Source organism: Parabacteroides sp. AF17-3 (assembly GCF_003635445.1).
Classification (GTDB): Bacteria; Bacteroidota; Bacteroidia; order Bacteroidales; family Tannerellaceae; genus Parabacteroides; species Parabacteroides goldsteinii.
Genome location: NZ_QTMM01000007.1, coordinates 137,677 through 160,982 on the forward strand (window position 1 = coordinate 137,677; position 23,306 = coordinate 160,982).

Here is a 23,306-nt window from a genome sequence, read left to right on the forward strand (position 1 = left end):
ATTATTTTTCTATTGCTTTTATACAAATTTCTCCTGTTTCAGTATTGATAGAAGCGGTTTCTACATACATACCATCTCTGTTGAACTCATCTTTAACCCTTTCTCCTAAGTCAGAGGCCCCAATATTACCATTTAAATAGCCTGGTAGTCCAACTCCGGATGTTGGGTATTTATACAAATTCCCTTCATTACATTTTAACAAGAACATTTTGTTTTGTTCTATTGATTCGTTGATACTTAAATCATAGCTATACATATCAGATATATATACCATATTATCTTTCATAGTCAATTTATACATAAAATCTTCAGATAATAGTGGTAATTGACTTGCATAAATAGGGGTATTGTCTTGATTTACAGCGTCAAATATAGCCCTGCTGTTACTGGAATTTAATACAGGATAAGTGTTGTTCTGATTATCTATGACCAAAAAAGATAACCTGATTTTCTTATACTTGCTTTTAAAAGGGATATTTACTCCAATCCCATTATATAAATGTTCTTCCGTCATACCATATCTAAATGCACATTCTCCATAGACATAGTAATCATCTTCTTTTTCTTCCAGCCAAGAGAAATCAACGGTGAACTGGGGAATATTCTTTTTTAGTGTAAGTTCCCCGGTATCATAATTTATTGCAATATCAGTTCTCATATCGTTTAGGTGTTTATTAAGATTAGATATTAATCAATATCTATGTTCATATACAAGAAAGGGGAGAAAAGCAATTAGCTAATCCCCCCTGATTTAGTTAAGGTTTTGTTATGTAATGAAGATAATTTATAATTAAATTTGTAGCCCCTGTTAAAGATAAATAGAGATAAGCCTTAACAAATAATTTTTTAAATCTAATCTAAATGATTATATACCACAATAATAAGTTGGTGGTGTTTGTTCATGCGTATTTCAGAAATCGCTTCGGTAGAACTGAATATGTAAGACAGCATTATCGTTCTTTACCTCGTAGATAGTAGATAACAGTTGTAAGTTATCTTTATGGAGGTGAAAGAGGGTTGGTGGTGGGTGCAGATTCATATCTTATATCCAGATTACGTTTTTTATATGAGATAGATTAACTAAGGACCGGTTATAGTTCATTTGTAACCGGTCCTTTTAAATTAAGATAATTGCGCACTCATCAAATATTCGTTCAATTAAATTCCATATGTCATCGGTATACTCATTCTCAGATACGCTTTCACAAGCGGTTTTAAGGTAATTGGCTAAATCTTCGGTTAAGGTTAATTCTAGTGGGTTCTCTTGATCGTATTTATAATCCCATTTTACAGTTTTGTTTTCATCATCACCGGTTTCAATTTTGTATTTTTCTTTATCTTCTTCAGAAATAGAGATTTTATTGATTAACTCCTTTTTGATACTGAAGGTCTTGTAGCTTATTGCTTTTTGAGGAAGAATGTTTAAAAGATAAATTCGGTCCTTAATATATAATTTCATATTTTAAAATGTTGATTTTTAGGTTGTTAAATATTTATTGTTGTTGAAAAGGCATAATATGCCCTTTATACCCCAGGAAGGAATGTCTTATTCAACCTTACTCCACCTTTATTACACCTTATAATAATACTTTCATTATATAGGGCAATAAGCCATAAGATAAAACATTCTTTCCTCAACCTCATATAACACTTCCGTCCCCCCACAATATCAATTAATGTTTTCTTCCTAATTACTAATCTCTATTTTCTATATTATCTATAAATGGGTAAGGAAGGCCCAGAAAATATAAAACTTCAACAAGATGTTCTGTTAGTTATAATTGATATAGCTTCTTTGTTCGTTCACTTACATCATAACGTTAGTCGGTGCTAAAAGCGTTATTCCTTCCTGGGTTCTCGTTAACAGGGCAGTTAGAGCGAGATTTTTGCCAATTATGTGTAAATGGTTATATAAAGCCAATTTCTTTTGTTACCTTCCTTTTTTATGGCGAAGATTGAGAGATATAGGCAACCTATCTGGTATTCGCAGATTCAGTTGCCGTACAGAACTCAATGTTATCTGGATGTCTCATTACTTAATTCCAGACCTCAAATCGGATTGTTTACCGCAAGTCTTCCATTCTACTTCTCTTGAAGTATTTATAGAAGAATAAGGAAATGAACAGAAAAAGGTTTAAAAAATGTACCAAACAAATATTATACAATGATTAATTACCAGCCATTATCATATTTTGCTACACACATCCATCCGGCTCCAACTAAAGTACTAGATATATTAGGAATCAAATAACCATAATGTACCTTAATAAAAATGGCACATTCCCCTCCGTGTACTTCAACCCATTGACCATTAGAAGCGATATATCGAGAATAATTGTTATGTGTATTTACAACAATAACGACCTGTCCGTTACTTCCAATTAAATTGTATCTAACAGTTCCGGCATTACCATGTTGTATTATAAATACATTAGCCGTGAATCCGGGTATCGAAGTGCTAGTGCTAGCATCTAAAGGAACATCATAATAAACTAAATTATTATTTGATGTTTTATATGGAAATACTACTTTTACATATTTAGATGTATCTCCCGGCTCACCCGCTTGATTAGGTCCATCTACACAATAAAAACCATTATTTACAGAATATCCAGTTTGAAGGGTATTCATGCGTCTTGCTCCAAATCCGCCCCTGCACCATATATCTCCTGAATAAAATCTATAACCTCCTTGGTGATACATATTGCCGGAAAACCATAAATTATTACTACCGTCAAAAGATATCATACCTGCTGGTTTGCTAGGATCTGTATCATAACAAGTTAACTTTTTGAATGAGCCAACAACTCCTTTAAGTTCACCAGTGAATGTACCACCTTTTGCATTTATTGTGCCAGTAATATTTAAATCTCCAGTGGCAGTCCACGTAATGTTACCATTGGCTAAACGACCAGAACCATCATTGTTTAATTTCCAATAATTTCCATTATATAAACTTCCATCTGAACCCCAATATACAGAATTCTTGTATATCGCATTTGAAGTGATATTCCACCCACCGATAGTCCCTTTGGTTGTCGTGAGAGTAAGAGCATTAACCTGTTCAGCCGTTATTGTAGCATTCACTTTTACCGATCCATCGATAGTGAGATTTCCGCTAGCATCCCATTTAATCTTTCCATCGGCCAACTGACCTGAGCCATCTTTTTTAAAAATACAAGTATATGTTACGATAGCATTGTTGTGAATAGTAATACCATTTGTCCAGTTAGCACTTCCATTCCATTTAGTACCAGTATATATCGAATTACTATCTATAACCCAACCTCCAATAGATCCTGAAGAAGAAGTTATTCTTCCAGAAAAATCACCGTTAACACCACTTAGAGTGCCGGTAAATGTTCCGCCAGCAGCAGAAAGAGAACCTTTGAATGTACCACCTGCTGCACTTAAATTACCAGAGAATGTACCGCCAGCAGCTGATAGATTTCCACTAAAAGTACCTGTAGCGGCACTAAGGGTTCCTTTAAAGAATGCATTTCCATTTGTATCAATTCTAAATTGTTTGGCTCTTAATGCACCGGCACTGGATAATGTAATCCCTGTACTTGTAAAATCATTATTTGCTTGCTTGGTTCCTGAGTATATAGAGTCTCCATCAATATTCCAGGCTGCAATAGAACCAGATTTAGCTGTGATTTTGTCTACATTCCAAACACCATCAGTACCCCATTTAATAGCACCGCCAGCTAGTTGGCCAGAGCCATCGTTATTGAGTTTCCAATAATTGCTGGTATGATAGATGCTACCATCTGAACCTAAATAGATGTTATTCTTCTTTATACTGGTAGAGTTTATGGTCCAGCCACCAATTGTGCCACCGGCAGCAGTAATGCTTCCTATGAGGCTTAAATTGCCTGCTTTGTCCCATGTAACATTACCTCTTGCAAGTTTACCTGATCCGTCTTTGGAAAATAACCAGTTTACAGTTGAACCCGTTAATGATTGTATTGAACCATTCGAGTTCAGTTCAATTTTTTCATTATTGCTAGTAGGAGTAGAGTAAAGCTGAGTATCAGAAATGTTCCACCCTGCAATAGTAGTGTTTCCATTTTTATCCCATCTAATCTTACCTGATGCAAGAATACCAGAACCGGTAGGAGAGAGTTGCCATATTGTTTTGCTTGCTACTATTGCTTGAATACCTCCAATGGTTGATAGTTCTATATGATCACGACCGGGAGTTGTTTCAGAGGTAAGCCTATTTGCTTCTATTAACCATCCTCCAATTTTTCCTTTTTGAAAAGTAAGATTACCACCTACGATAGTTTCGGTTTCTATGTTTTTCGCAAATATTGCTCGTACATTTAAAACATCTGTGTTGATGGTACCATCTTTAATTAGAGTCGTTCCATTAATAGTTGATTTGTCTCCAATTTCAACTTGTCCTTTAAAATAGGCTGATCCATCTGGCAGAATATAAAAATTATCATTACGAGAACGAATAGAGCCATCAGGTCCAAGTTTAAGTAATGGGTTTTGTATTGTACCACCTATACCGCCTTCGCAAAACCAGGCACCGTACCCTTCACTGTCTTCTTTTAATGTTCCGTCTGTTGGTTGGTATTGAGATACAATATCTCCTTTCTCTAATTGTGGAGAACACACAATCAGAGGTTCATTCGTTTCAAAGTTGATATAGAATGGATCTCCGGATTCAGTTACAGGAAAAGATGTATAATAACGTCTCCAACCTTGATATATATTCCATGAGTCAATTAGGTTTGTGTTTTGATAAAGATTTAAAGTAGTTATATTTGAACTATATATCCATATTGAAAAAGTTATAATATCACCCTTGTTATTAATGGACCATCCGGATTCCCTACATGTCAGACGGTGAAGCGTTGTATTAGTCTTAAATTTGTATGCAGATCCAATTTTAGCTGGGATTTTTATATCGACTTTATCTGCGGTGTTATTAAAATCACAATTAAGGCTATTCTTTATCATGTTTTTGTAGATGCGGCCAGCATAGAAGGTACTTGAAAATCCATTGCTATCACCTGCTGTTAAAGTTCCTGCAATACCTACGTTCTGAGTCGCATAAAAATTTTGAGTGTGGATTCCATAGCCCTTGAGTGATCCGAATATTGGATCAACTGTTGAATTAAGGTTCCCAATAATAGCTTTGCCAGCATCAGAGAAATTAGCAACATCTGATAACTTTATGATATTTAGTTCAGCAATTTCAACCCAGTCGTTTTGAGATAATGAAGCTAAATCAATAAGAAAACTCCTTGTGTTCCGAGATGGTGCATCAATTTGGACAATATGTAATTTGTATTCCCAATCACCTTTTGAAGATACAGACCCTGAAGCGTCGTATGAACTGTTGTCTGTATATCCAAAAGAAAAAGGTAAGGTGATATTTTTATTTGTTCTGATTTTGTATGAGATTAAAACCTTATCCTGTATTTGAAGTGAATCTAGGAAAGTAACTTTTATCTGAACTGCATTATTTGTGGTTGTTTTTTTGATAACCTTGTATGCCCGGTAAGAACCATTAGAGTATTTACTATATGATGTTGTTAGAAAACTTTCTCCTATACATGCATAAATATTTTTAGACGGTTGATTTACACTACTTCCTGACAAATATGGCAAACACAGTGATTTTTCTGTTCCAAGTTTATCTAAAACTTTTAGAAATGGAGCATCTGAATCACTGGCAGTCATATAGATTGCTCCAGACCTATCTGCGTTAAATAAATTGGTAGTTCTAACAAAATCCAATACCTGTTGGCTATTAGGAATATCGCCTTCTAGTAAGGCTCCGATGAAGTAATGGGATTTCACTATAACACCTTTATCATTAGGTACTTCATCAAGGCCTACAGCCAATACAACCATTAGAGTATATATTGTACTTATTCCATCTGAATATTGTCTTCTTACTATATCACCAGGTTGTAAACCTTGAGTTTTTTTGGAATCAGGATTGATGGAGATTTTAAATTTAGGGTAATTGGTTAATGACATAATTAGGTTTTATTTTATTTGCTCTACTTTATCTCCGGAACATGAACTACTGACCCAAAGCGATCCATTGATGGAACTTATCTTTTGTATTTCAAATTCATATGCTCTGATTTTTTTTCGAAATACAGCCTCATCTGCAGTGATCTCTATATTACCGGTATCTATTTTTTTTCTAATACCCCATCCTTCGCCTGCGAAACCTGTCGAGAAACGCTCGGATGAAAGATTGCCGATAAAATATGCGTTGCCAAAATGCTTAATTCCGTCAGAGATATTTAGTAGATAATTGTTATCGCTAAAGAATAGAGTATTGTTTGCTAACCTGGTTGTTGATTCTTGAATGCCAACAAAGTCTTTCCCTTCCAGTGGTTTGTTGAAAGTAAAGAAATCGGCACTTGTATCAATAAATACGCTTTCACTGTTTCTAGATAAGTCTGCATAAACAGATGTAGTCTTGCCATAATTGATACCGGTCTTATGTGTTACCCGGTTCGAATCAGATCTGAGAAAATCAGCTGTTAATGCTATTCCACATATATCAGAATTAATATATGGACCAATGTTGTCTCTGAATCTTAACTTCTCGTGGATTATTACAGCTTTGGTATTTGTACTCATCAAAATATCACCATATCCGAACCCTGCCTGGAATGAGTTCATAAATGATGCTCGTCCAAATTTGTCGATTAAGTTATGATCTCCTGCTTCTGTAGTTAAAGTAGACCAAAGGCGTATATCACTAGTAGATTCTCCTCCTAGTATTAGTGAGCCACCTATAGAAGATAATTGGATATGGAAGTCTGAAGGACATGATATAACTTTTTGACCATTTAACTTGATGCTGAACTGTTTTCCTATATTTATATTTCCGTTCAATAGAAGTTCATCTTGTGTTATTGAAGCTATAGCATTTCCATTTGCACCTAGTTGTACTCCATACAAAGAGAAGAGTGGACCCAATAAATTACTATTCCCCGTAACTGATAATTCTCCCTTCACAATAGCGTTTAGCATAGTCCAATTTACATCAGCCTTGTTAGAGTTTCCGGAATAATAAATATCTCCTCCTTTATATGAAAATAAATTGGTGGTAGGGGATACATAAAAACCATTAGAAATATCAGGTCCAAATAATACATCTCCCGATGTCTGTAAATTTGACTGAAGAAAATCTACAATGTCTCCAGCATCAATCTTCATTATCTCTTTTTGAATTGAAGAATCAATGTAGTGATTGAATAATAATTTGTTGTCTATTAATAGATTATTGCTGTCTATTTTTAGTTTCTCTTCAATAGATATATAGCTCTCAACAGTTTGTCCATCGTTGGTTTTCTTAAATGTTTGAAGAAATATTTTTCCATCTTCCCCAGCTTGGAATCCAAATAAAGTACTGAGTCTACCAGACATATTATCGCCAGCTTTTTTAACGAAAGTCGCTAATTGTGGTTCAGTAGGGTCGGCAGATTCGAAATTTTCAGCAATAGGCTTGGCTAAATTATAGGCGGAATTTTTGATTCGTGTGTCAAGACTAATGTTAGTTTTCCCATCCTGGCTTGTTTTAATACTGGCATAAAAACTCTCATATAAATTTTTGCATACAATAGAGGTCGAAAGATCAGGCATCTCTATCAACCCTTCTGTATTTTTTGTTTGCTTCATATTATTTTACTGTTACAGTTTGAGATAAGACTGAATTACATTTAGTTAGAAATGATAGGAAATTAGCCATGTTTATGATTGGCATTGTTCCTAACATTGTTGGTGTAGTTATCTTTGAACACTCAGTCATAAACTCCATCATAAGGGATACTAGTTGGTTGCCTAGTACAGCTGGCTCTGTTGCTCCTTCACCAAGAACTATGTGTTTCCCATTTAAAATGATTGAATCTTCGGTTATGCTTTCACTAGTATTTCCTACAGAATGCTTAATTTGATCTTTATCTTGCTCTACCTTGCTTTTTCCTGTGTTAGTAGTAATCTTGCTTGGTTCTATAGTTTGAGTGGCAGAATCGCTCTTATTTGAAGCCTGAGAGATTATCTTCGTGGATTCATATATGGTTTCTGTTTTGTTCCCGTCGTTTTTTAATTCATTATAGTCTACTTCAGGATTGCTAACTTCACTAGTTACACCAATAATAGTTTTTTTATTAGCTATAGTGCTAATTCTATCTAAGTGGGAAAACGATAGGATAGATGCGTCCCCAGTTCCAACAGCCCATAACAAGGTTACATCAGACTTAATAGTTGGCACAAACATTTGTCCTTTATTTAATCCCGGAACGGAGTTAAGAGGGATATCTGATAGATTAATTGTCCCATCCATTGAAATAACGTCAATGGTTCCTAATGAACCTTCATTTTGTGGTTGGTTATATTTTGCAACAAACCCATGAACTATTTGGAGGTTATTTTCTGGAGCTTGGACTAATTTGCGTAATGCTTCTGATAGTTTGTTTTGGTCGGCCATGATTATTTGTCACTTAGTTTATATGGTATTTTAAGTCTTTGTCTGTATCCATGTGTTCCAAAGGTTGTAACAACTTCACTTATAACATACGTTCCATTTCTTTCAGGATTTAGATTGTCAGTTAATCTAACTTTACATCCGGAGGAGAGTCCATAATCTCCGAAGATAACCAAGTCTCCTTCGATCCCTGTCTGTGAAATCTCGGAGAATGCAGCCTGTGCATTTTTGACAAGAGTATCTCTATTGACGTTGTACTCATGATAAGTTCGAACGTTATAAGCAGAAAGATCAATCTTATTATTTTGAGTCCCCACCAAATTTGTGAGGTTAGTATTTTTATCATGCTCGCTTAATAAAGTGTTCTTTAACTGGTTTTTACTGATCTTGGTCTCATTTATTACTTGAAATTTAGAATTGTCTTTAGGATCACGCCTGATGGTTGCCTTATACATAGAATTATCTGGATACAGAGCTATAGCTTCAAGGGCAAGTAGATTAGCATCCAACTTACTTATTTTGAGATTATCATCTGCAACATGTTCATCAAAGTAAATTTCATATGGTGTCGCTGGCATATCTTTGAGTAAAGACTCGGAGGAGTTAACGGAGAACATAGTTCTTCCAAGAGCCAAATGAGGCACGCCATTATAGTTTCTCATATAAGCCATGATTCCCCATTTTTTGAATCGATTCAAAATATCAGCAGCAGTACAACTCTGTGGATATACAATTTGTCCAACTTCCATATTCATTTCTTTTGTTGCTGGATGTAGTTCAATACCGGTCCCTTTTAATAAAATATTTTCACAGAAATCATTAAGCTTAGTACCTTTAGAATCCGTTTTTATGGCAGAAAGAGCGGTTTGTTTTAATATATATCCCATATCTTCACATTTAAGTGTAAATGGATTATCCGCTACTATACCGGTAATGAAACCGTCAAACATTGTTTTTTTATTGGTTTCATCTCCCTCTATTTCACTATACCAAAGCTGTATTTTAATTCTTTGTCCACGTTTAAATGCCCCGTTTTCACCTACTAATCTTACTTCTCGCTCTCCAAATTCATTTTTCTGTGAAGTCTTGGTTGTAATTTGTCGTGTAAATTGAACATTAGCAACATTGATAATAGTTTTGTAGGAGTCTTTTATCTCTATATTGACTACTTCATTTATGTAGGTAGGATTAATGATATTTAATTTGTTGTTTGGATCTGTATCCCCAAAAGTAATGAAACAGTTGAGGATACTTAGACCATGTACTATATCCATGATTGTTGTTGTAAGAATTGTTTTGGATTAAGTTTATTGAGATAATCTTTCAATGATGTACCTGCAGGTTGGTATTTTTTGATAGTTTCTACATTAGCTTCAACTATACCTTCTTGCTTTGCGATTAATGCCTCTAGTTCGGCTCTGGCTTCAAGAATTTTCTTTCTTTGAGCATCATCATATTTTATTGCTTCTATAGATTTTTCAAAGACAGCACTAATCGTATAATTTTGTACGTTGGAAGAACCTATTACCTGTGGAAAATCATAGCTAAGAACTATCATAGTACTTATCTCAAATATATCAAGAAATGGAGATCTGCATTTTATTACACCTTTATGTTTCAGTATTTTAAGCAGGTTTGACATCTCTTCTGTTGGATATACATCTTGATAAGGGCTCACTATTTTACCAGTAATAGAAATCATATAATCTCCTCCGGAAATATATTCTTTACGAGTAAGATCACGACCTTGCACTTTTGTTAACAAGATGTTTTTACTTTCGTTGATTTTTAATACTGCATGAGCATCTACAAATTTCAATCCGTCTGCTTCCAGGCGAAGATAATGTCGTATTTCTTCACCAGCAAAAGTTTGCATTCCAGATTCTAAAACTGGTGTGTTTGCATCGACGAGTTTAATACGGGCCTCATTAATGGATTTTAAATCTCCTTCAATCTTTATACTATTGCTTGGCTTACCGTTAATTAACTCATCAGCCAGCCTCATAGCTGCCTGTTTAGTTCTCCATTTTACAATTCGTTCTACTATCCTGGCCTTTTTTTTAATATATGCCTCTGGATTACGTGCTAAATCGATTATATTAATCCTGGGAATATAGGTTAGGAGAGAAGATGGGTCTTTTCCTTTATATAATTCCCTTTTTAGAAAAGGTAAAATGTTTGAAGAAGCTTGATTTACTTGAGCAACAAATTTTTTGTTACTTTCTTTATCAAGATATGTATTTAATCTTAATTTATTAATATTCATTAGCTATATGATATTTCAAAGTCTTTTACTGCATCCATAATTACTTGGGTTACTTTGTCTCTCAATTCTTCCATATCTTCTCCATTTGTAGAGTTGATATTAATAGATCCAATTAAAGACTGGATATTTATAATGAGGTGCTTAGTTTGATTGTTAGAACCTTTCCCAACTCCAGAAAGTGATCCGTTACCTTGGCGTCCACTAACTGAAGTATCGACACTACTATCTCCTTCTATGCGAGCTTTATCTGGACCAAATAATTCTGTTGGAGGAACTAGGTTTTTGATATGATCAGGCAATGATTTAAATAATGCATCTAGTAGGACTGGGCTATACTTTTTATTTCTTAGTTGAGAATAAATATTCTGAACATAAGCAGATTGAGCATCTTCGTTGAGTATATTAAAAGACTTAAAGTCTTTTCCAGTCTCCAATTTGATTAAGTCATATGAATCCTGAGAAGTAAGTGGTATGCTTTTATATACTTTTTCGGATACGTCTAATATTTTATTTGTAAGCGAAGAGTATCTTTCTAAACTTTGATTATAACCATCTGCAAAAGAAGAAATCTCTTTGATATTGTTTTCATTAATATCATCCGGGTTAAGTCCTGTAAAATTTTTGTGCTTATCGTAGCTAAATATTTTCTCTCCAGTATGAGCAAATATACTGTATCGACTGTCATTAATCAACATCGATTTAATTTGGCTACGTTTTGCTTTTATTATTTCTATAGCTGTATTATTATCGATATTAGATATGCTAACGATATCCTGCTTGAACTTATTAAAGTCTTGTGCTGCTGATAATTCACCTTGTTCTTTGACCTTGTCATGGTATTGTTTGTAATAATTATTACCAAAGCCATTGAAAAAGCCAAGATCGTATCCTAATGATTCAAAATAGTTCTGTTTCTTTTTATTGGAATGTCCTTCATATTCATACTTAAATCCTGGCAGTAACTCGTCAATCTGGTTTTTTATTGATGAAGATACATTTGCAGTTTTAGATTTTGCAGAGTATACTTCGATCCCAAAAGTTGCTAAAGCAGCTACTGCTGCCGCTATAACAGCAGGTATTCCACTTATAGCAGCCAATAAGCCTCCTCCGACTGCTGCCCCCGATCCACTTGCTACTCCAACTGCTGTTGTCAATGCCTTAGTTCCTCTCAATGCTCCGGTCAAAGTGCTACCAAAATCTAAAAAAGCCGAACTAATACTGTATACTTTTTTTGATAAGAAACCGCCAACGATAAGTGGTTCAAGCCAACTCCAGTTTTCAGATACCCACTGGGATACTCCGATTAAAGCCTTGGTCAATGTCATTAGGCCAGCAGCAAGGTCTCTGAAAAATTGAATAGTACCTGGTTGCTGTAATAATACAACAATATCATCAAGTCCCTTTTTTATAATTGGATTATATGCTTCAAAAATATTCATCCCTGTTTCTGTGAACTGGGAAGTTACTTTATACCATTTACCTTGAATTGTATCTTGCTTTTTAGATGCAATATCTTCTGCTATGCCTCCGGAGTATACTGAATTTTGCACTAAAGAAGGTATTTTCATAAGTTCTGCAAAAATATTGTTTGCAGCGTTACCTCCAATTTTGTCAAATATTCTTGTTAAGTCTTGAACACTAGCATCTTTTGCTTTTAACTGAGTGAAAATGTCAGTGAGAGAGCGCAATTTTATTTTACCAGTAAGTTTATCAGTCTCATATAGTTTTATATTGTATTTTTCTAAGACAGCCAACCCTTTCTTTGTAGGATTAAGTAATCTCGTCATCATGGCTCTTAATGCAGTACCGGCTACTGTTCCCTTTAATCCGGCATTAGCTAACGCCCCAATTGCAGCTGCTGCTTCATTAAATGATACTTTTGCCATACTCATCATAGGAGCCGCAAACTTCATAGCTTCACCCATTTCCAATACATTAGTGTTGGTACTGGTTGTAACGCTGGTAAGAATATCTGCTATTTGTGGCATCTTGGAACTCTTTAAACCATAAGCAGTCTGAATATTTGTAACAATATCAGCCATCCTATCTAATGGTGCGTCTCCAATAATAGCCAAATTAGCAATAGATTTAATAGAATTGTTGATGTCCTCTATATTTAGGCCAGCCATTCCTAAATATTTAGCTGCTCCTGCAACTTCAGTTGTTGTAAACTTGGTATCTATTCCGACCTGTCTAATATTTTTTGACATTGCTTCAAATCGTTGATCAAATGTTGCAACATCGTCGTCTGTAACCTTTAGAATACTTTGAACAGTCGTCATGATATTCTCATATTCTGCAGCAGACTTGACAATACTCATTGTTCCCATACCAATTGCTGCCGCCCCAATCATGTTAGGGAATGGGAAACCTGCGGCATACATTACGTCAGCTGCTCCAAATAGGCCTCGTGAACCGGAACCAAACCCTCTTGCTGCTCTATTACGCCCCTTTTGAGATAAAGTATTATTACGGGGAGTAACAACAGGAACCTTGCCTCCTGTTCTTTCTGTTGAAGTTTCGTTTATTGTAGCATTAACTTTAATAGTTTTGCCTTTTATAGAATTTATTTCAGCCTGAAGATTTTTGAGTTGTTTATTGATATTGCTATCAAGAGTGAATTTGACTGTTTTGGGTTTGGCTCCAATAAATCGGTTCATAGCTACAAATGCCGAGTTTACCTTACCTACCTCTTTTCTTAACTTTGCTAGATTTGTAATAATTGAAGGAATGGTTCTTTGTGCTGTATCTTGAAAGTCACCAAGTCTTTTTGTTGCGGTGCTGCTGTTTATGTCTATGTTATACCTTACATTATAATCCATATGGTCTTGATTAAATCGGTTTTTAATAAGAATAGAGTTAAGGAGTAGGGCTTGATTAAAACAAGAAACCCCCACCGGAAAAATACCGATGAGGGTTGTGAAGATGTGTATATAAAGTAGTTAAGAAAAAAGCCTAACTGAAGACATGACCATTGTCTGTTCGTGAAGCCATAGAGCATCGTTGGCTACTATTGCAAATTCTTCATCTGTTAAGGTTGTGAAATCTATGCTGGGGAAGTAGTGACGCACTAAAGCTGTGTATTGCCTTAATGCATCATCTTTATCTACTTTCCAGCTTTGTAGAAATTTACGACTTTGGTTTGACGAGCCTCCAGGATTTTACCCATTTCTGCTGATAGACCATACAAGAAAATAGAATCATCATCAATCATTTCCTTATCGCCATCCACAAAAGTATCGCGAGCCAATGCTCTCAAAGCTGCAACATCATCCTTTTTCTGTAGCTGTACAAATTTGCTAAATGCAGCAAAATCAGGTTCTCTGAAGTAACCAACATATGTATCCTTATCATCAAACTCATCACCAAAAATTACAATAGGTCTGATACGCTTGTTCTTTTTAGGATCTTCTTTTCTGAGAGATTCAAGTTTCTTCTTGATTTCCTCCTCTTGTATTGAGGTTAATTCTTTGCTTTCTTCCATTTTTTAATAATGATTTTTGTTTTATGAAAGAATAGTGATTTTGTTCATCTATTGTTTTTTAGTTATCAGTCAATATATATTTTGGTTGTTAAATGGTAATTTTCTTTTATTGTAAAGTCTCTATTTGTAATATTAATGTTTATATTTGCAAAAATAAGTATTTGTATTATGATTTATAATATTGTTAATAAGACATTTTCGTTTGTTGCAAAAAATTGGAAGACTATTACTACTGTAATTGCAAGTGGTACTATTGCTTCAGTCATGGTAACTAAAAGCCAGAAACGTCAAAATAACAAACAGAGAAAAGTTGATGAAATGAATAAATAAGAATCCTTGGTATGAAGAATTATTTAATAGGAAGTAATGATGAGTTAATAAAACAGAAGTACACAGATGAGGTTTTGTTAGATGAAAAAAATCTAGAAAGGCTTGAAAATATATTTTCAAACTTAATTGATACTACAAAAGATATGATTGTTAACTCCAGAAGAAATGGAACAACTTATTTTGAATGTTCTGTTGATCCTTCATTTTTAATGAAAGCTAAAGGCGGAGGATATTATGGGGATATAATAGATGATAATGGTAAAATATGTAAAAAAGCAAAACTGTTTGAAGTTACAGGAAAAGATGCATTAGTTTTATCTTGTTTTCAAGCAACTTCTCTGATTACTGGGCAATATTATCAGCAAACTATTAAAAAAGAATTAGAGATTATTCAAGAAAAACTAGATAAGATTATTCGCTATTCAGAGATAAAAGATGAAGCACAATTAGTAAATTCATTTAATATTGTTCAACGTTTGTATAGTCAAGAGTATTATGCTTATAATGATTATATTTCCATTGATTATCAAATAGATAAAATAGGGTACCTGGTTGAGCAATATAGAAAAAGTATTGCTGATGTATTCAAAAAACTAAGATTATCTCATACTTGGTTTTTTGAATATTTAGAAGCTAGGCAGAAAGTTAGCAAATTAGAGAATAGTGACTTTTTTTATCTATGTGATATGGCATTAAATGCTGAAATGTTTTATAAAATAGCTATTTCAATAAAGATCAAAATGTATGAGTTTAGTAATGATATCAATCATATCCAAAATATACCTGCATTAATTAATGAATTAAATATAAATATCAAAGATTACTATGATAAAAGTTTTTGTAGAATAGCAAATGACATTTTAATCTATCTGAAATTATCAAAAAATAATGCTTGGGTATTTAAAGGGATGATACAGAGGTGTATAGATCGCTGTAATGCTAGGTTTACGGATGTTAATGCTAAGTATAAACAAAAATATGATTATATATCAACAATAAATCAAAACAGTAATATTCTAATAGAGATTGAGGGTAATCATATTAAACACGTTTTTAGGCAGGCAAAAATAAAGGAGGAATGAACTGTCTTATAGCTCATCCTCCTTTACTTTAAGATACTGGATCAATACCTCCAGGATTCAAATCAAACTCTTTAGTAAGGTCTGTGTCATCCTGTTTTGCGTCCATTCCATCTTCTGAGAAAATACATTTCTTCAATGTGGTGGTTACTGTACGTCCGTCATCTGGATGGGCGAAGTGAACAATCAAATCAAATTCACCAAGTCCCATCAGTGTACCGTCCGGAGATGCTTCCTGGAACATAACCTGAGTCGCGTAGTCCAGTTCAACTGATGCTGTATAGGTCCAGTTTCCATATCCACGAGAAATAGGCTGAGAACCGATTCCGTAGTTACTCTCAACCTTTCTTTTCCGTTCCCATTTTACTGCCTTGATCCCATATATTGCTTCTGAAGAAGAGGCAAAACCGAAATTTATTTCTATCATTGACCAGTCATAAGCGCGGCCATTGATTAATGTTGTGCTATCTGCCATTATGTATTAATTTAAGCGTTAGTTAAGGCAAATCCTTCTTCTACAATGATGTTGCTATTAACACCAATAGGAACGATTGCATAAGTAATTTTCAATTCATCAGTTAAAAGGATATTTTGATTAGTCGCAACAAGAACTGAATATCCTGAGATTTCGCTGTTCCCCTGCATTGTTTCTAAAACACCTTTTACTACATTTTGATATTTTTTGATCTCAATTTCAGCAGGATAACCAGTCTTAGGATTAACTGTTAGAGGAGAATTTAAGTAGGGGAGTAGTGCATTTCTGATTGCTCGTCTTGATTTATCTATCGTTCTATTTCTAGCAATAGTTCGATAGTCTCCAGTTGTACAAGTTGTATCTTTATTAAAATAAGTTCCATTAGATTTTCCCGGATACTTGATTAGGAATACATATCCTTTGTTGTCAATTTCATCAACCTGAGCAGCAGCCAAAGATTCAAATTGTAACATACTAACAAAATCATCTCCAGCATCATTCAAACTAATGTCCCCGAAACCAAGTTCAATATTTGCCATAAATTTATTATTCAAATTGAATTGACTAACCCAGGCAATAGATTCACATACTTTAGCTTCAGCAACACATCCTAATGCAGTGCCAACACACCCAATGCTGGAGTGATTCAGATTGGCTATCTGCATTTTTCTTAAAGTATCATGTTTACCTTGACCAAGCAATACTGTAACTCTGGGGTAATCTCCTTTGCAAGTTGGAATCTTTGTTAAATTGATAGTTTTAGTCGCTCCTGTAGAATCTGCAGTAGTAGAGTTTGCTGTCAGTATAATAGAAAGAGGTTGATGATCATTAGCTAGTTCTTCAGCGATATTATTGATGTCAGCTACAAGATTTAACGTGTATGGATCTTCTGAACTTGCTCCAATAGACCAAATGTTTTGTGGTGTCCATACTCCTAATTGCTTAATATTTCCTTGTGCCACTGATTGAATAGTTTTGATTGCATTCCAGTTTTTAGAACAATCTGTAAACATCACATACAATGAACCATCAGGTTTCATTCTAAAGTATTCAGAAATATGGAAATAGGGGATGCCATAGAAGAAATTTTGTTTCTCTTCATCATATTCAGTAATACCGAGGGAAACTGCTTCTGTAACAGAAAAAATCTGAATTACATCGTTCAGTTTAACTCCTGAAGGCATTTGGGTATCTTTAGGAATGTCAAACAAAAGGCCGGAAATATGGTCTGTTCCAATTGCTGTAGCTGTTAAATTTCCGTCTTGTCTTGTGAAGGTGACTTTTGAAATTGCCATAGTTTGTTTATTGTTTGTGGTAAGGATTTTTATATAAAATTGATTCTGGAGATTTGTAGTCTTTTGAAGTATAAACTCCACCTTTATTGTCTACAAATAATTCAGCATAGGAAGGATACATTTTAAGTTTAACATCTACATATTCAGGTATATCTACTTTGTCTTTTATTTCTGGTGGAGTAGGAGATGTTGTAGTTGGTTCTGAGGTATCTTCACTATTTGTAGTCCCTTCTGTAATAATATCTTCTGATTTATTGGTATCCGGATTTACATTTTCTAATTCAGTCTGAGTTTCCGGTTTTAATTCTTCAGCTTCTTTCTTTCGTGCCATAATTTAGGTTATAAAAAAAGGAGTGAGGTTTGGCCTCACCCCTTTATGGTTTTGGTTAATAATGATTATGCGTTAGCCAATTTGTATGCGGTCCATACTACAATTTCTGCCGGACGAACAATGTTGACATCCATTTTCATTCTCATTTGGAAAAAGTAGAGTTCTGAGTTAGCTTGTAAACGGTCAATTTTTAAGACTTCGGTATCATTAGCATAGTCAACACCCATCCACAAGTTTGAATCCATACCAGTAGTGAAATTACCCAAAACAATAGTACATTCAGGAACTCCTACGATAGGTACAATTCTCTTTCCTTTAAACATGTATTTGTTAACCTGGGTATTGTCGGTATATTTAAACTGTTTTGAAGTTACATACTGATCATACAAATCCCACAATTCCCAACTCATGATATATACCAAATTACTTTTACGAATCTGATATGGAGTCTTCTGCCACATTGTATACATTGCAGATTCAACCTGTTCACCAGTAGTCAATTCTGTATTTCCTGCCAACACTGCTGTTTCTCCTGCAATGTTTTCTTTCAAATTGGTTAGGATTCGATAAATAGCACCATCATAATATTTATATGATCCAGCACCAAGATCAACACCTGTAGTTGGTTTAGTTAGCGTACCGGTAACGCCAGCAGTTCCACCCTTTATTGATTGCCAAATTGCGTCACCAATGTAAGCGTTCTTCTTATCCATCAATAAACGAAGCATAGTTGCCTGTACTTTCGGATCGAGTTCACGAAAAACTAAATTTCCATCTGGCTGCGCAAACGCCCAATATTTCTCAAAATCGCGAGGGTTAAATTCAAGGTAAATCATAAAATCTTTCGGTTCCAAATAACGTTCACGGAATGTATATTCTCCTTTGGAATCTGAAGGACTAACCGGTGTTGGCTTATTATCCTGGATAATATCTCCTAGCGAGATAGAAGGTAAGGTATATTTATTTTGGATACCGGATTTAATATGAATAAGACCTTCTTTATAGGTGTCATTACCTTGTGCGGTATATGTTAGCAGGTCTTCTAGGACTTCACCTGCGTAAGAATTTTGTGCAAAAGTTACACTTGCCATAATATAGTTAAGGTTTTAATTATTAATCGAGAGTGCTAAATTTAAAGTCTTTTCCAACAACGTTTGATACTTGTTCGGCAATTTTAGCTTCAACTGTTTTTACGCTGTCTTTGACTCTTTCAACGTTGTGTTCGTCATGTTCAATTTCTGTAGAAATCTTATCACGAGCAGGAATTGAATCCAAAGTAGACTTGGCTAAATCAAAGTTTTTTGTAGCCATGTCAATCCAAGTTGATTTAGCAGAATCTTCAATTTTACCTGCTTCAATGGCATTCTGAACCATAACTGCGATCTTTTGGTTGATTGCTTCTTTTTCTGCGTCTTGGTAGGATTTTAATTGTGCTTTTACCGTTGTTAGTTCCTGTGTTAAATTCTGGTTCTTTGTGGTTTCTCCTACATTTTCGATTTTCAAAGTATCGATGATTTTATTTGCCTCATTCAGTTTATTTTCAACTCCCATCAATTCTGTGATACGAGTCATAACCTGTGGTACATCTGCTTGTTCTTTGAAACCGAGAGAAGCGACTACTGCACCAAAAGAAAAATCAATTGTTTTGTCTTTTTCGTCCATACTTGTTTTGGTTGTATTTTTAACCTCGTTAGGTTGGTTATTTTTATTAAGATTAGGATTAGTATTGATAGAATGTTTATTTTCTTTGTTTTCAGCATCTTCTAGTGATAAAGAGTTGCAGACTGAAGTAATTGTATCCATAAGTTTTTGATCTTCAGTAATGCCTTCAATTGCATTTTTTACTTTGGCTACTTTTTGTTTGTCCGTTTTAATAATATTATCGACCGGAATGATATTAGCTTTAACGGCTTCATCTGCTGTGAAAAAGGTACCATCGCACCCATCCTTTCCTGACATGATTTCTTTTACCTTAGTTTTACTAAATCCCCAACGCTTCATGTATATCATTTCAATCTGCTGACGAAACGCTTTTACATAGTCTGGCTCATTAGTTTCTGCTTTTGTTTTGCAATTATTGTCTGTCTTACATTTATCTTCTTCTCCTGAAGGGTTGTTAAAAGGATTATGAACCATGAGAATAGAATAATCTCTCATTAAAGATTTATCTCCAGCGGCCCAGATTATTGATCCCATGCTGGCGCAAAGTCCTTCGTTTATGCATTCTGTAGGGATAGAGGAATTTCTAATGACAGAGAAAATACTCATTCCATATAAAACTGAACCTCCTTCACTGTTGATTAGAATTCTGATTTTGCTCGGTTTTATATAGCTTTCTACCCACAAAAATTCAGAATTAAAAGTATTAGCTGTATATTCATTTACAGAGTCAAAAAATCGAATATCACATACTTCATCGGTTTTGGCTTCGTTTACTACATATTTGAATTTGGTTATATCCATAAAATTATATGTTAAGATTTTGTTATTAATGAATAGGAAGACTATTATATATTAGATTAAAATATATCTTTGTAGTTATATTCATAAAATAATTGTACTGTGGGAAGAAAAGTAAATTATCAAGGTAAGGTTGATAAAATTAAAGTTCAGATTGAAGAATTGGTTCAATCAGTTTTAGAACAATCTTATGAAGATGAGAAAAGTAATGACATATCTATAGATAAAATAGATTGGGAAAGTCTGGATGATATGAAACTATTGAAAATTCAATTGACAATAAGTAAGATCCTTGAAAAAAGGATAAAATAAAGAATGGGGCTAATAAATGCCCCATTTTTGTAATATGACTGTCGCGTATGTACAGACCAAAGCCGCTATCTCACACCAAAACATTGGTTTTGTTGAGATAAACCTGTCAATGACTTTCTGGTTTTTACTTTTTGTGATACCTACTATAGTATATGTTATATAAATGAACCATATAGGAATAAGTATCCACCATGTAGATGATAATAAAACCCAAATTTGTGAACACAATATAGTGATTGTTGCTGAAGTACAGTGAATTTTATTTATCCATTTGTCTTTAAAATCAGGAGCTAGTCCAACTCCAAAAAGTCCGATGCAAGATAAAAATACTAAAAATTGTGTATTCTCAGTGGTAATATCTAATGCTGGGAAGAATAGAAAAATTGATGTTGCTATCATGCATACAGCAAACCAAAACTTGTGTTGTAAGGTGTAAAATGTAGCACTAATAGAGTAGGGGATTTCTCTGTTTTTTAAACATACTGCTAATGTGTATGAAATGATTGTGATTATAGATAAGATTATTGGTATCATAAAATTTATATTTATCGTAGTCACAGGTTAATTATCAGTGATATTTATGTAATATTCACGCCCGGCATTAGTAGTAAGCCTTATATTTCCAAATCCTCTACCAAAACTACATCCTGTTTGATATTGATATATTTCACCATTGTAAGTATATGTCATATTTTTTAAAGTATCTATTATCCCTCCTCCGCTTCTTGGATCAATAATATAAGTAGAGGTAACACTAGGTAGTATTTGTACATTAATAATAGATTGATTTACACTATAATTCGTTACTGGGGTCCAAACTTCTTTTATTGTTACAGGAAAACTGCTATAACAAGTTACATTTAACATGCTACTTCCAATAGATGCATCATATTTTTCAAATTGTTCATATGGTTTTAAATAAGCCTCTAAAGTATTATCTACTGTCCAAGTTACAAGAGCTACTGCTGCACTAGATTGTATTTTACTAACATATTCTTCCACACCTTTAAGTTCTATTTTAACTATTCCCTTATATTTGGGTGCTTTCCATTCTAATTTTCCACTGGATACAGTGCCAACACATTTATCATTTACATAAACCTGAATAGTACCATGTTGGGATGTTCTGAGAAAATGAGTTACTAGCTTTTGAGACATAAATCTTCTTATATTCATAATTTATCTGGTATTATAATGGTTGTTACACTATCGTCTCTTACCACAATTGTCCCCTCCTCAATTTTTGAAATTGGGAGATAGTGAGGTGCTGTTGCGCACCAATACCCAGCAATCAAAATTGTTGCCGCGATTAACAGGATCATCAAGTCCTGGTTAGTTGTTTGTCTTTGAATTGTTATTTCCATATTTATACTGCTCTATTTAATGATGTTTGAAATTCCTGTACTATGTTATATAATATGGACTGTTCACCATCCGTCAAGCCTTGTCCGATTGATATATACCTAAAATTACGAGAATTATACCTTGCATCTCCTTCGGGAGTCGCATTAAAATACATGTCGTAGTACTGAGGAAGAGTGACTGATAGTGGTTTATAGGACATCCTTGTGCCATTACGATATATACTAGCTATCGAAGAGTATTGATTCGCTACAATTAATCCTGTTTTAGATATACTAGCAGACACTCTCTGATCATACGCATCTCCAAGATCAAAATAAGTCATACCTGTATATCCTATTGATACTAAAAGACGATTGTAAGGTTGAAACATATGACTGGCAACGTCAAATGATACGTCACTTACATTATTAGAAACGTACATGGCAATATGAACATTGTTAGATACATTAGGAATAGATGACGTATTCAAATTCAAATTATTAATGCTGTAATTTGGTATTACTCCATTATAATTATGTGTTGCTCCATTTCCCCAACTTATAATATGACTGTTAACATTTTTTAGATTATACTTATGTGCGTTGTCATTTCCACCACAGAAAGGATATAGTGCTTCCATTTTAGTCCACAATCCATTTGATTTTAAAGACTTAACAAGATTACTGATAGCATCCTTTTGTATAGAACTAGTAATTCCAGTAGCGTTAATAAATGCTACTGTTTCCGAATCAAATCCTGTCTTCCCCATAAACCTACGCCTGCTCATATTTATCTAAGTTTAGTTCAAACGTCAAGAATAAAGGATAGTCTGCTTTTACGTCGATTTGAGCTATCTCTTCGATGGTTGTAGCAGCATAAGCAGCAGCCTCATTGGCCTTCATAAGATCCCAGGTCCTGGTTGCATAAATTTCCAGCAACGGAAGATTTTCTTCAACCCAAGAAATAGGGGCGTCTATACACTCAGAAGGCACCGTGTTAGTCCAAAACTTTTTAATTGTTATGCCGTCGGATAAAAGTGATGGTAATGTAGTGTTAAGTAAAGAACTGCGAAGACCTCTTTCTATCCAAGGCATTTCGTAATTAGCAACTTCTACACCCCCTGATGTAACAGAGACAAAAAACTTCTCAGAGAATTTATCCTGTATTCTGATCTCTTCCAGTTTTGCTTGTCTGGCCGAAAACAACGGATCGGGTTCGGGAACCGGTGTAGGATCAGGTTCTTCCGGAACAGGAGCCAGCTGCATGTTAAATATTTCTTCGACCGAAGCTTCCGGATTCGCATCGTGAAATGCTACTTGCTCATCATTTAACAACAACCAGGCACCATCAATATAATCCTCCCATGTTGAGCCTATCTGATTATTATCTTGATCTAGGGGAGCATCAAGCTCCACATAAATCGTTTCTGCATCTTTATTTATGTATGTGTATATCATATC

20 protein-coding genes are annotated in these 23,306 nt (G+C 34.3%); 2 read left to right on the forward strand and 18 right to left on the reverse strand.

Going from position 1 to position 23,306, the window contains the following annotated elements:
- Position 1: 1 nt before the first annotated feature.
- The 9 genes from DWW91_RS11070 to DWW91_RS11110 all read right to left on the reverse strand — a co-directional run bounded on the left by DWW91_RS11070 (position 2) and on the right by DWW91_RS11110 (position 14,220).
- Positions 2–658 (reverse strand): hypothetical protein, encoded by a 657-nt coding sequence (locus DWW91_RS11070; RefSeq protein WP_122327723.1) that lies wholly within the window; start codon positions 656–658, stop codon positions 2–4.
- 459 nt (positions 659–1,117) lie between these two features.
- Positions 1,118–1,459, reverse strand: coding sequence for a hypothetical protein (locus tag DWW91_RS11075; RefSeq protein ID WP_122327724.1), 342 nt, complete (start codon positions 1,457–1,459; stop codon positions 1,118–1,120).
- Positions 1,460–2,172: 713 nt separating this feature from the next.
- A complete protein-coding gene (locus DWW91_RS11080) occupies positions 2,173–6,003 on the reverse strand; it encodes a hypothetical protein (RefSeq protein ID WP_122327725.1) in 3,831 nt (1,276 codons plus the stop codon).
- A 9-nt stretch (positions 6,004–6,012) separates the two neighbouring features.
- Positions 6,013–7,665 (reverse strand): hypothetical protein, encoded by a 1,653-nt coding sequence (locus DWW91_RS11085; RefSeq protein WP_122327726.1) that lies wholly within the window; start codon positions 7,663–7,665, stop codon positions 6,013–6,015.
- 1 nt (position 7,666) lies between these two features.
- Positions 7,667–8,473 (reverse strand): hypothetical protein, encoded by an 807-nt coding sequence (locus DWW91_RS11090; protein WP_122327727.1) that lies wholly within the window; start codon positions 8,471–8,473, stop codon positions 7,667–7,669.
- A 2-nt stretch (positions 8,474–8,475) separates the two neighbouring features.
- Positions 8,476–9,744, reverse strand: coding sequence for a hypothetical protein (locus DWW91_RS11095; RefSeq protein WP_122327728.1), 1,269 nt, complete (start codon positions 9,742–9,744; stop codon positions 8,476–8,478).
- A complete protein-coding gene (locus DWW91_RS11100) occupies positions 9,735–10,736 on the reverse strand; it encodes a DUF6046 domain-containing protein (protein ID WP_233584466.1) in 1,002 nt (333 codons plus the stop codon). Before DWW91_RS11100 ends, DWW91_RS11095 begins: the two co-directional genes overlap by 10 nt.
- The gene (locus DWW91_RS11105; protein WP_122327729.1) at positions 10,736–13,558 is read right to left on the reverse strand and encodes a phage tail tape measure protein; all 2,823 of its coding nucleotides are present in this window, start codon (positions 13,556–13,558) and stop codon (positions 10,736–10,738) included. The genes DWW91_RS11100 and DWW91_RS11105 overlap by 1 nt, the downstream gene beginning before the upstream one ends.
- A 284-nt stretch (positions 13,559–13,842) precedes the next feature.
- Complete coding sequence (locus tag DWW91_RS11110) at positions 13,843–14,220, reverse strand: hypothetical protein (protein ID WP_122327730.1); 378 nt, start codon at positions 14,218–14,220, stop codon at positions 13,843–13,845.
- Between the two features lie 341 nt (positions 14,221–14,561).
- Here DWW91_RS11110 and DWW91_RS11115 point away from each other — a divergent pair, with 341 nt between their 5' ends.
- A complete protein-coding gene (locus DWW91_RS11115) occupies positions 14,562–15,632 on the forward strand; it encodes a hypothetical protein (protein ID WP_122327731.1) in 1,071 nt (356 codons plus the stop codon).
- Positions 15,633–15,660: 28 nt separating this feature from the next.
- On the opposite strand, the gene DWW91_RS11120 is transcribed toward DWW91_RS11115, so the two are convergent.
- From DWW91_RS11120 to DWW91_RS11140, 5 genes are all read right to left on the reverse strand, one after another.
- Positions 15,661–16,104: a hypothetical protein gene (locus DWW91_RS11120; protein WP_122327732.1), complete on the reverse strand. Its 444-nt coding sequence runs from the start codon at positions 16,102–16,104 to the stop codon at positions 15,661–15,663.
- A gap of 11 nt (positions 16,105–16,115) precedes the next feature.
- The gene (locus tag DWW91_RS11125) at positions 16,116–17,399 is read right to left on the reverse strand and encodes a DUF2586 family protein (RefSeq protein WP_122327733.1); all 1,284 of its coding nucleotides are present in this window, start codon (positions 17,397–17,399) and stop codon (positions 16,116–16,118) included.
- A 7-nt stretch (positions 17,400–17,406) separates the two neighbouring features.
- The gene (locus DWW91_RS11130; protein ID WP_122327734.1) at positions 17,407–17,730 is read right to left on the reverse strand and encodes a hypothetical protein; all 324 of its coding nucleotides are present in this window, start codon (positions 17,728–17,730) and stop codon (positions 17,407–17,409) included.
- Between the two features lie 65 nt (positions 17,731–17,795).
- Complete coding sequence (locus DWW91_RS11135; protein ID WP_122327735.1) at positions 17,796–18,824, reverse strand: hypothetical protein; 1,029 nt, start codon at positions 18,822–18,824, stop codon at positions 17,796–17,798.
- 19 nt (positions 18,825–18,843) lie between these two features.
- Positions 18,844–20,193, reverse strand: a complete 1,350-nt coding sequence (locus DWW91_RS11140) for an ATP-dependent Clp protease proteolytic subunit (protein ID WP_122327736.1) — start codon at positions 20,191–20,193, stop codon at positions 18,844–18,846.
- Between the two features lie 99 nt (positions 20,194–20,292).
- On the opposite strand from DWW91_RS11140, the gene DWW91_RS11145 reads away from it, so the two are divergent.
- Positions 20,293–20,502, forward strand: coding sequence for a hypothetical protein (locus tag DWW91_RS11145; protein ID WP_122327737.1), 210 nt, complete (start codon positions 20,293–20,295; stop codon positions 20,500–20,502).
- A gap of 9 nt (positions 20,503–20,511) precedes the next feature.
- Here DWW91_RS11145 and DWW91_RS11150 read toward each other — a convergent pair whose 3' ends face one another.
- The 4 genes from DWW91_RS11150 to DWW91_RS11170 all read right to left on the reverse strand — a co-directional run bounded on the left by DWW91_RS11150 (position 20,512) and on the right by DWW91_RS11170 (position 23,303).
- On the reverse strand, positions 20,512–21,036 hold the full coding sequence (locus DWW91_RS11150; protein ID WP_122327738.1) for a hypothetical protein: 525 nt from the start codon (positions 21,034–21,036) through the stop codon (positions 20,512–20,514).
- Between the two features lie 27 nt (positions 21,037–21,063).
- Positions 21,064–21,678, reverse strand: coding sequence for a hypothetical protein (locus DWW91_RS11155; RefSeq protein ID WP_122327739.1), 615 nt, complete (start codon positions 21,676–21,678; stop codon positions 21,064–21,066).
- Between the two features lie 190 nt (positions 21,679–21,868).
- Positions 21,869–22,633, reverse strand: coding sequence for a hypothetical protein (locus tag DWW91_RS11165; protein ID WP_147426543.1), 765 nt, complete (start codon positions 22,631–22,633; stop codon positions 21,869–21,871).
- Entirely contained in the window at positions 22,620–23,303 is a 684-nt protein-coding gene (locus DWW91_RS11170; RefSeq protein ID WP_122327742.1) for a hypothetical protein, read from the reverse strand. Before DWW91_RS11170 ends, DWW91_RS11165 begins: the two co-directional genes overlap by 14 nt.
- Positions 23,304–23,306: the final 3 nt, after the last annotated feature.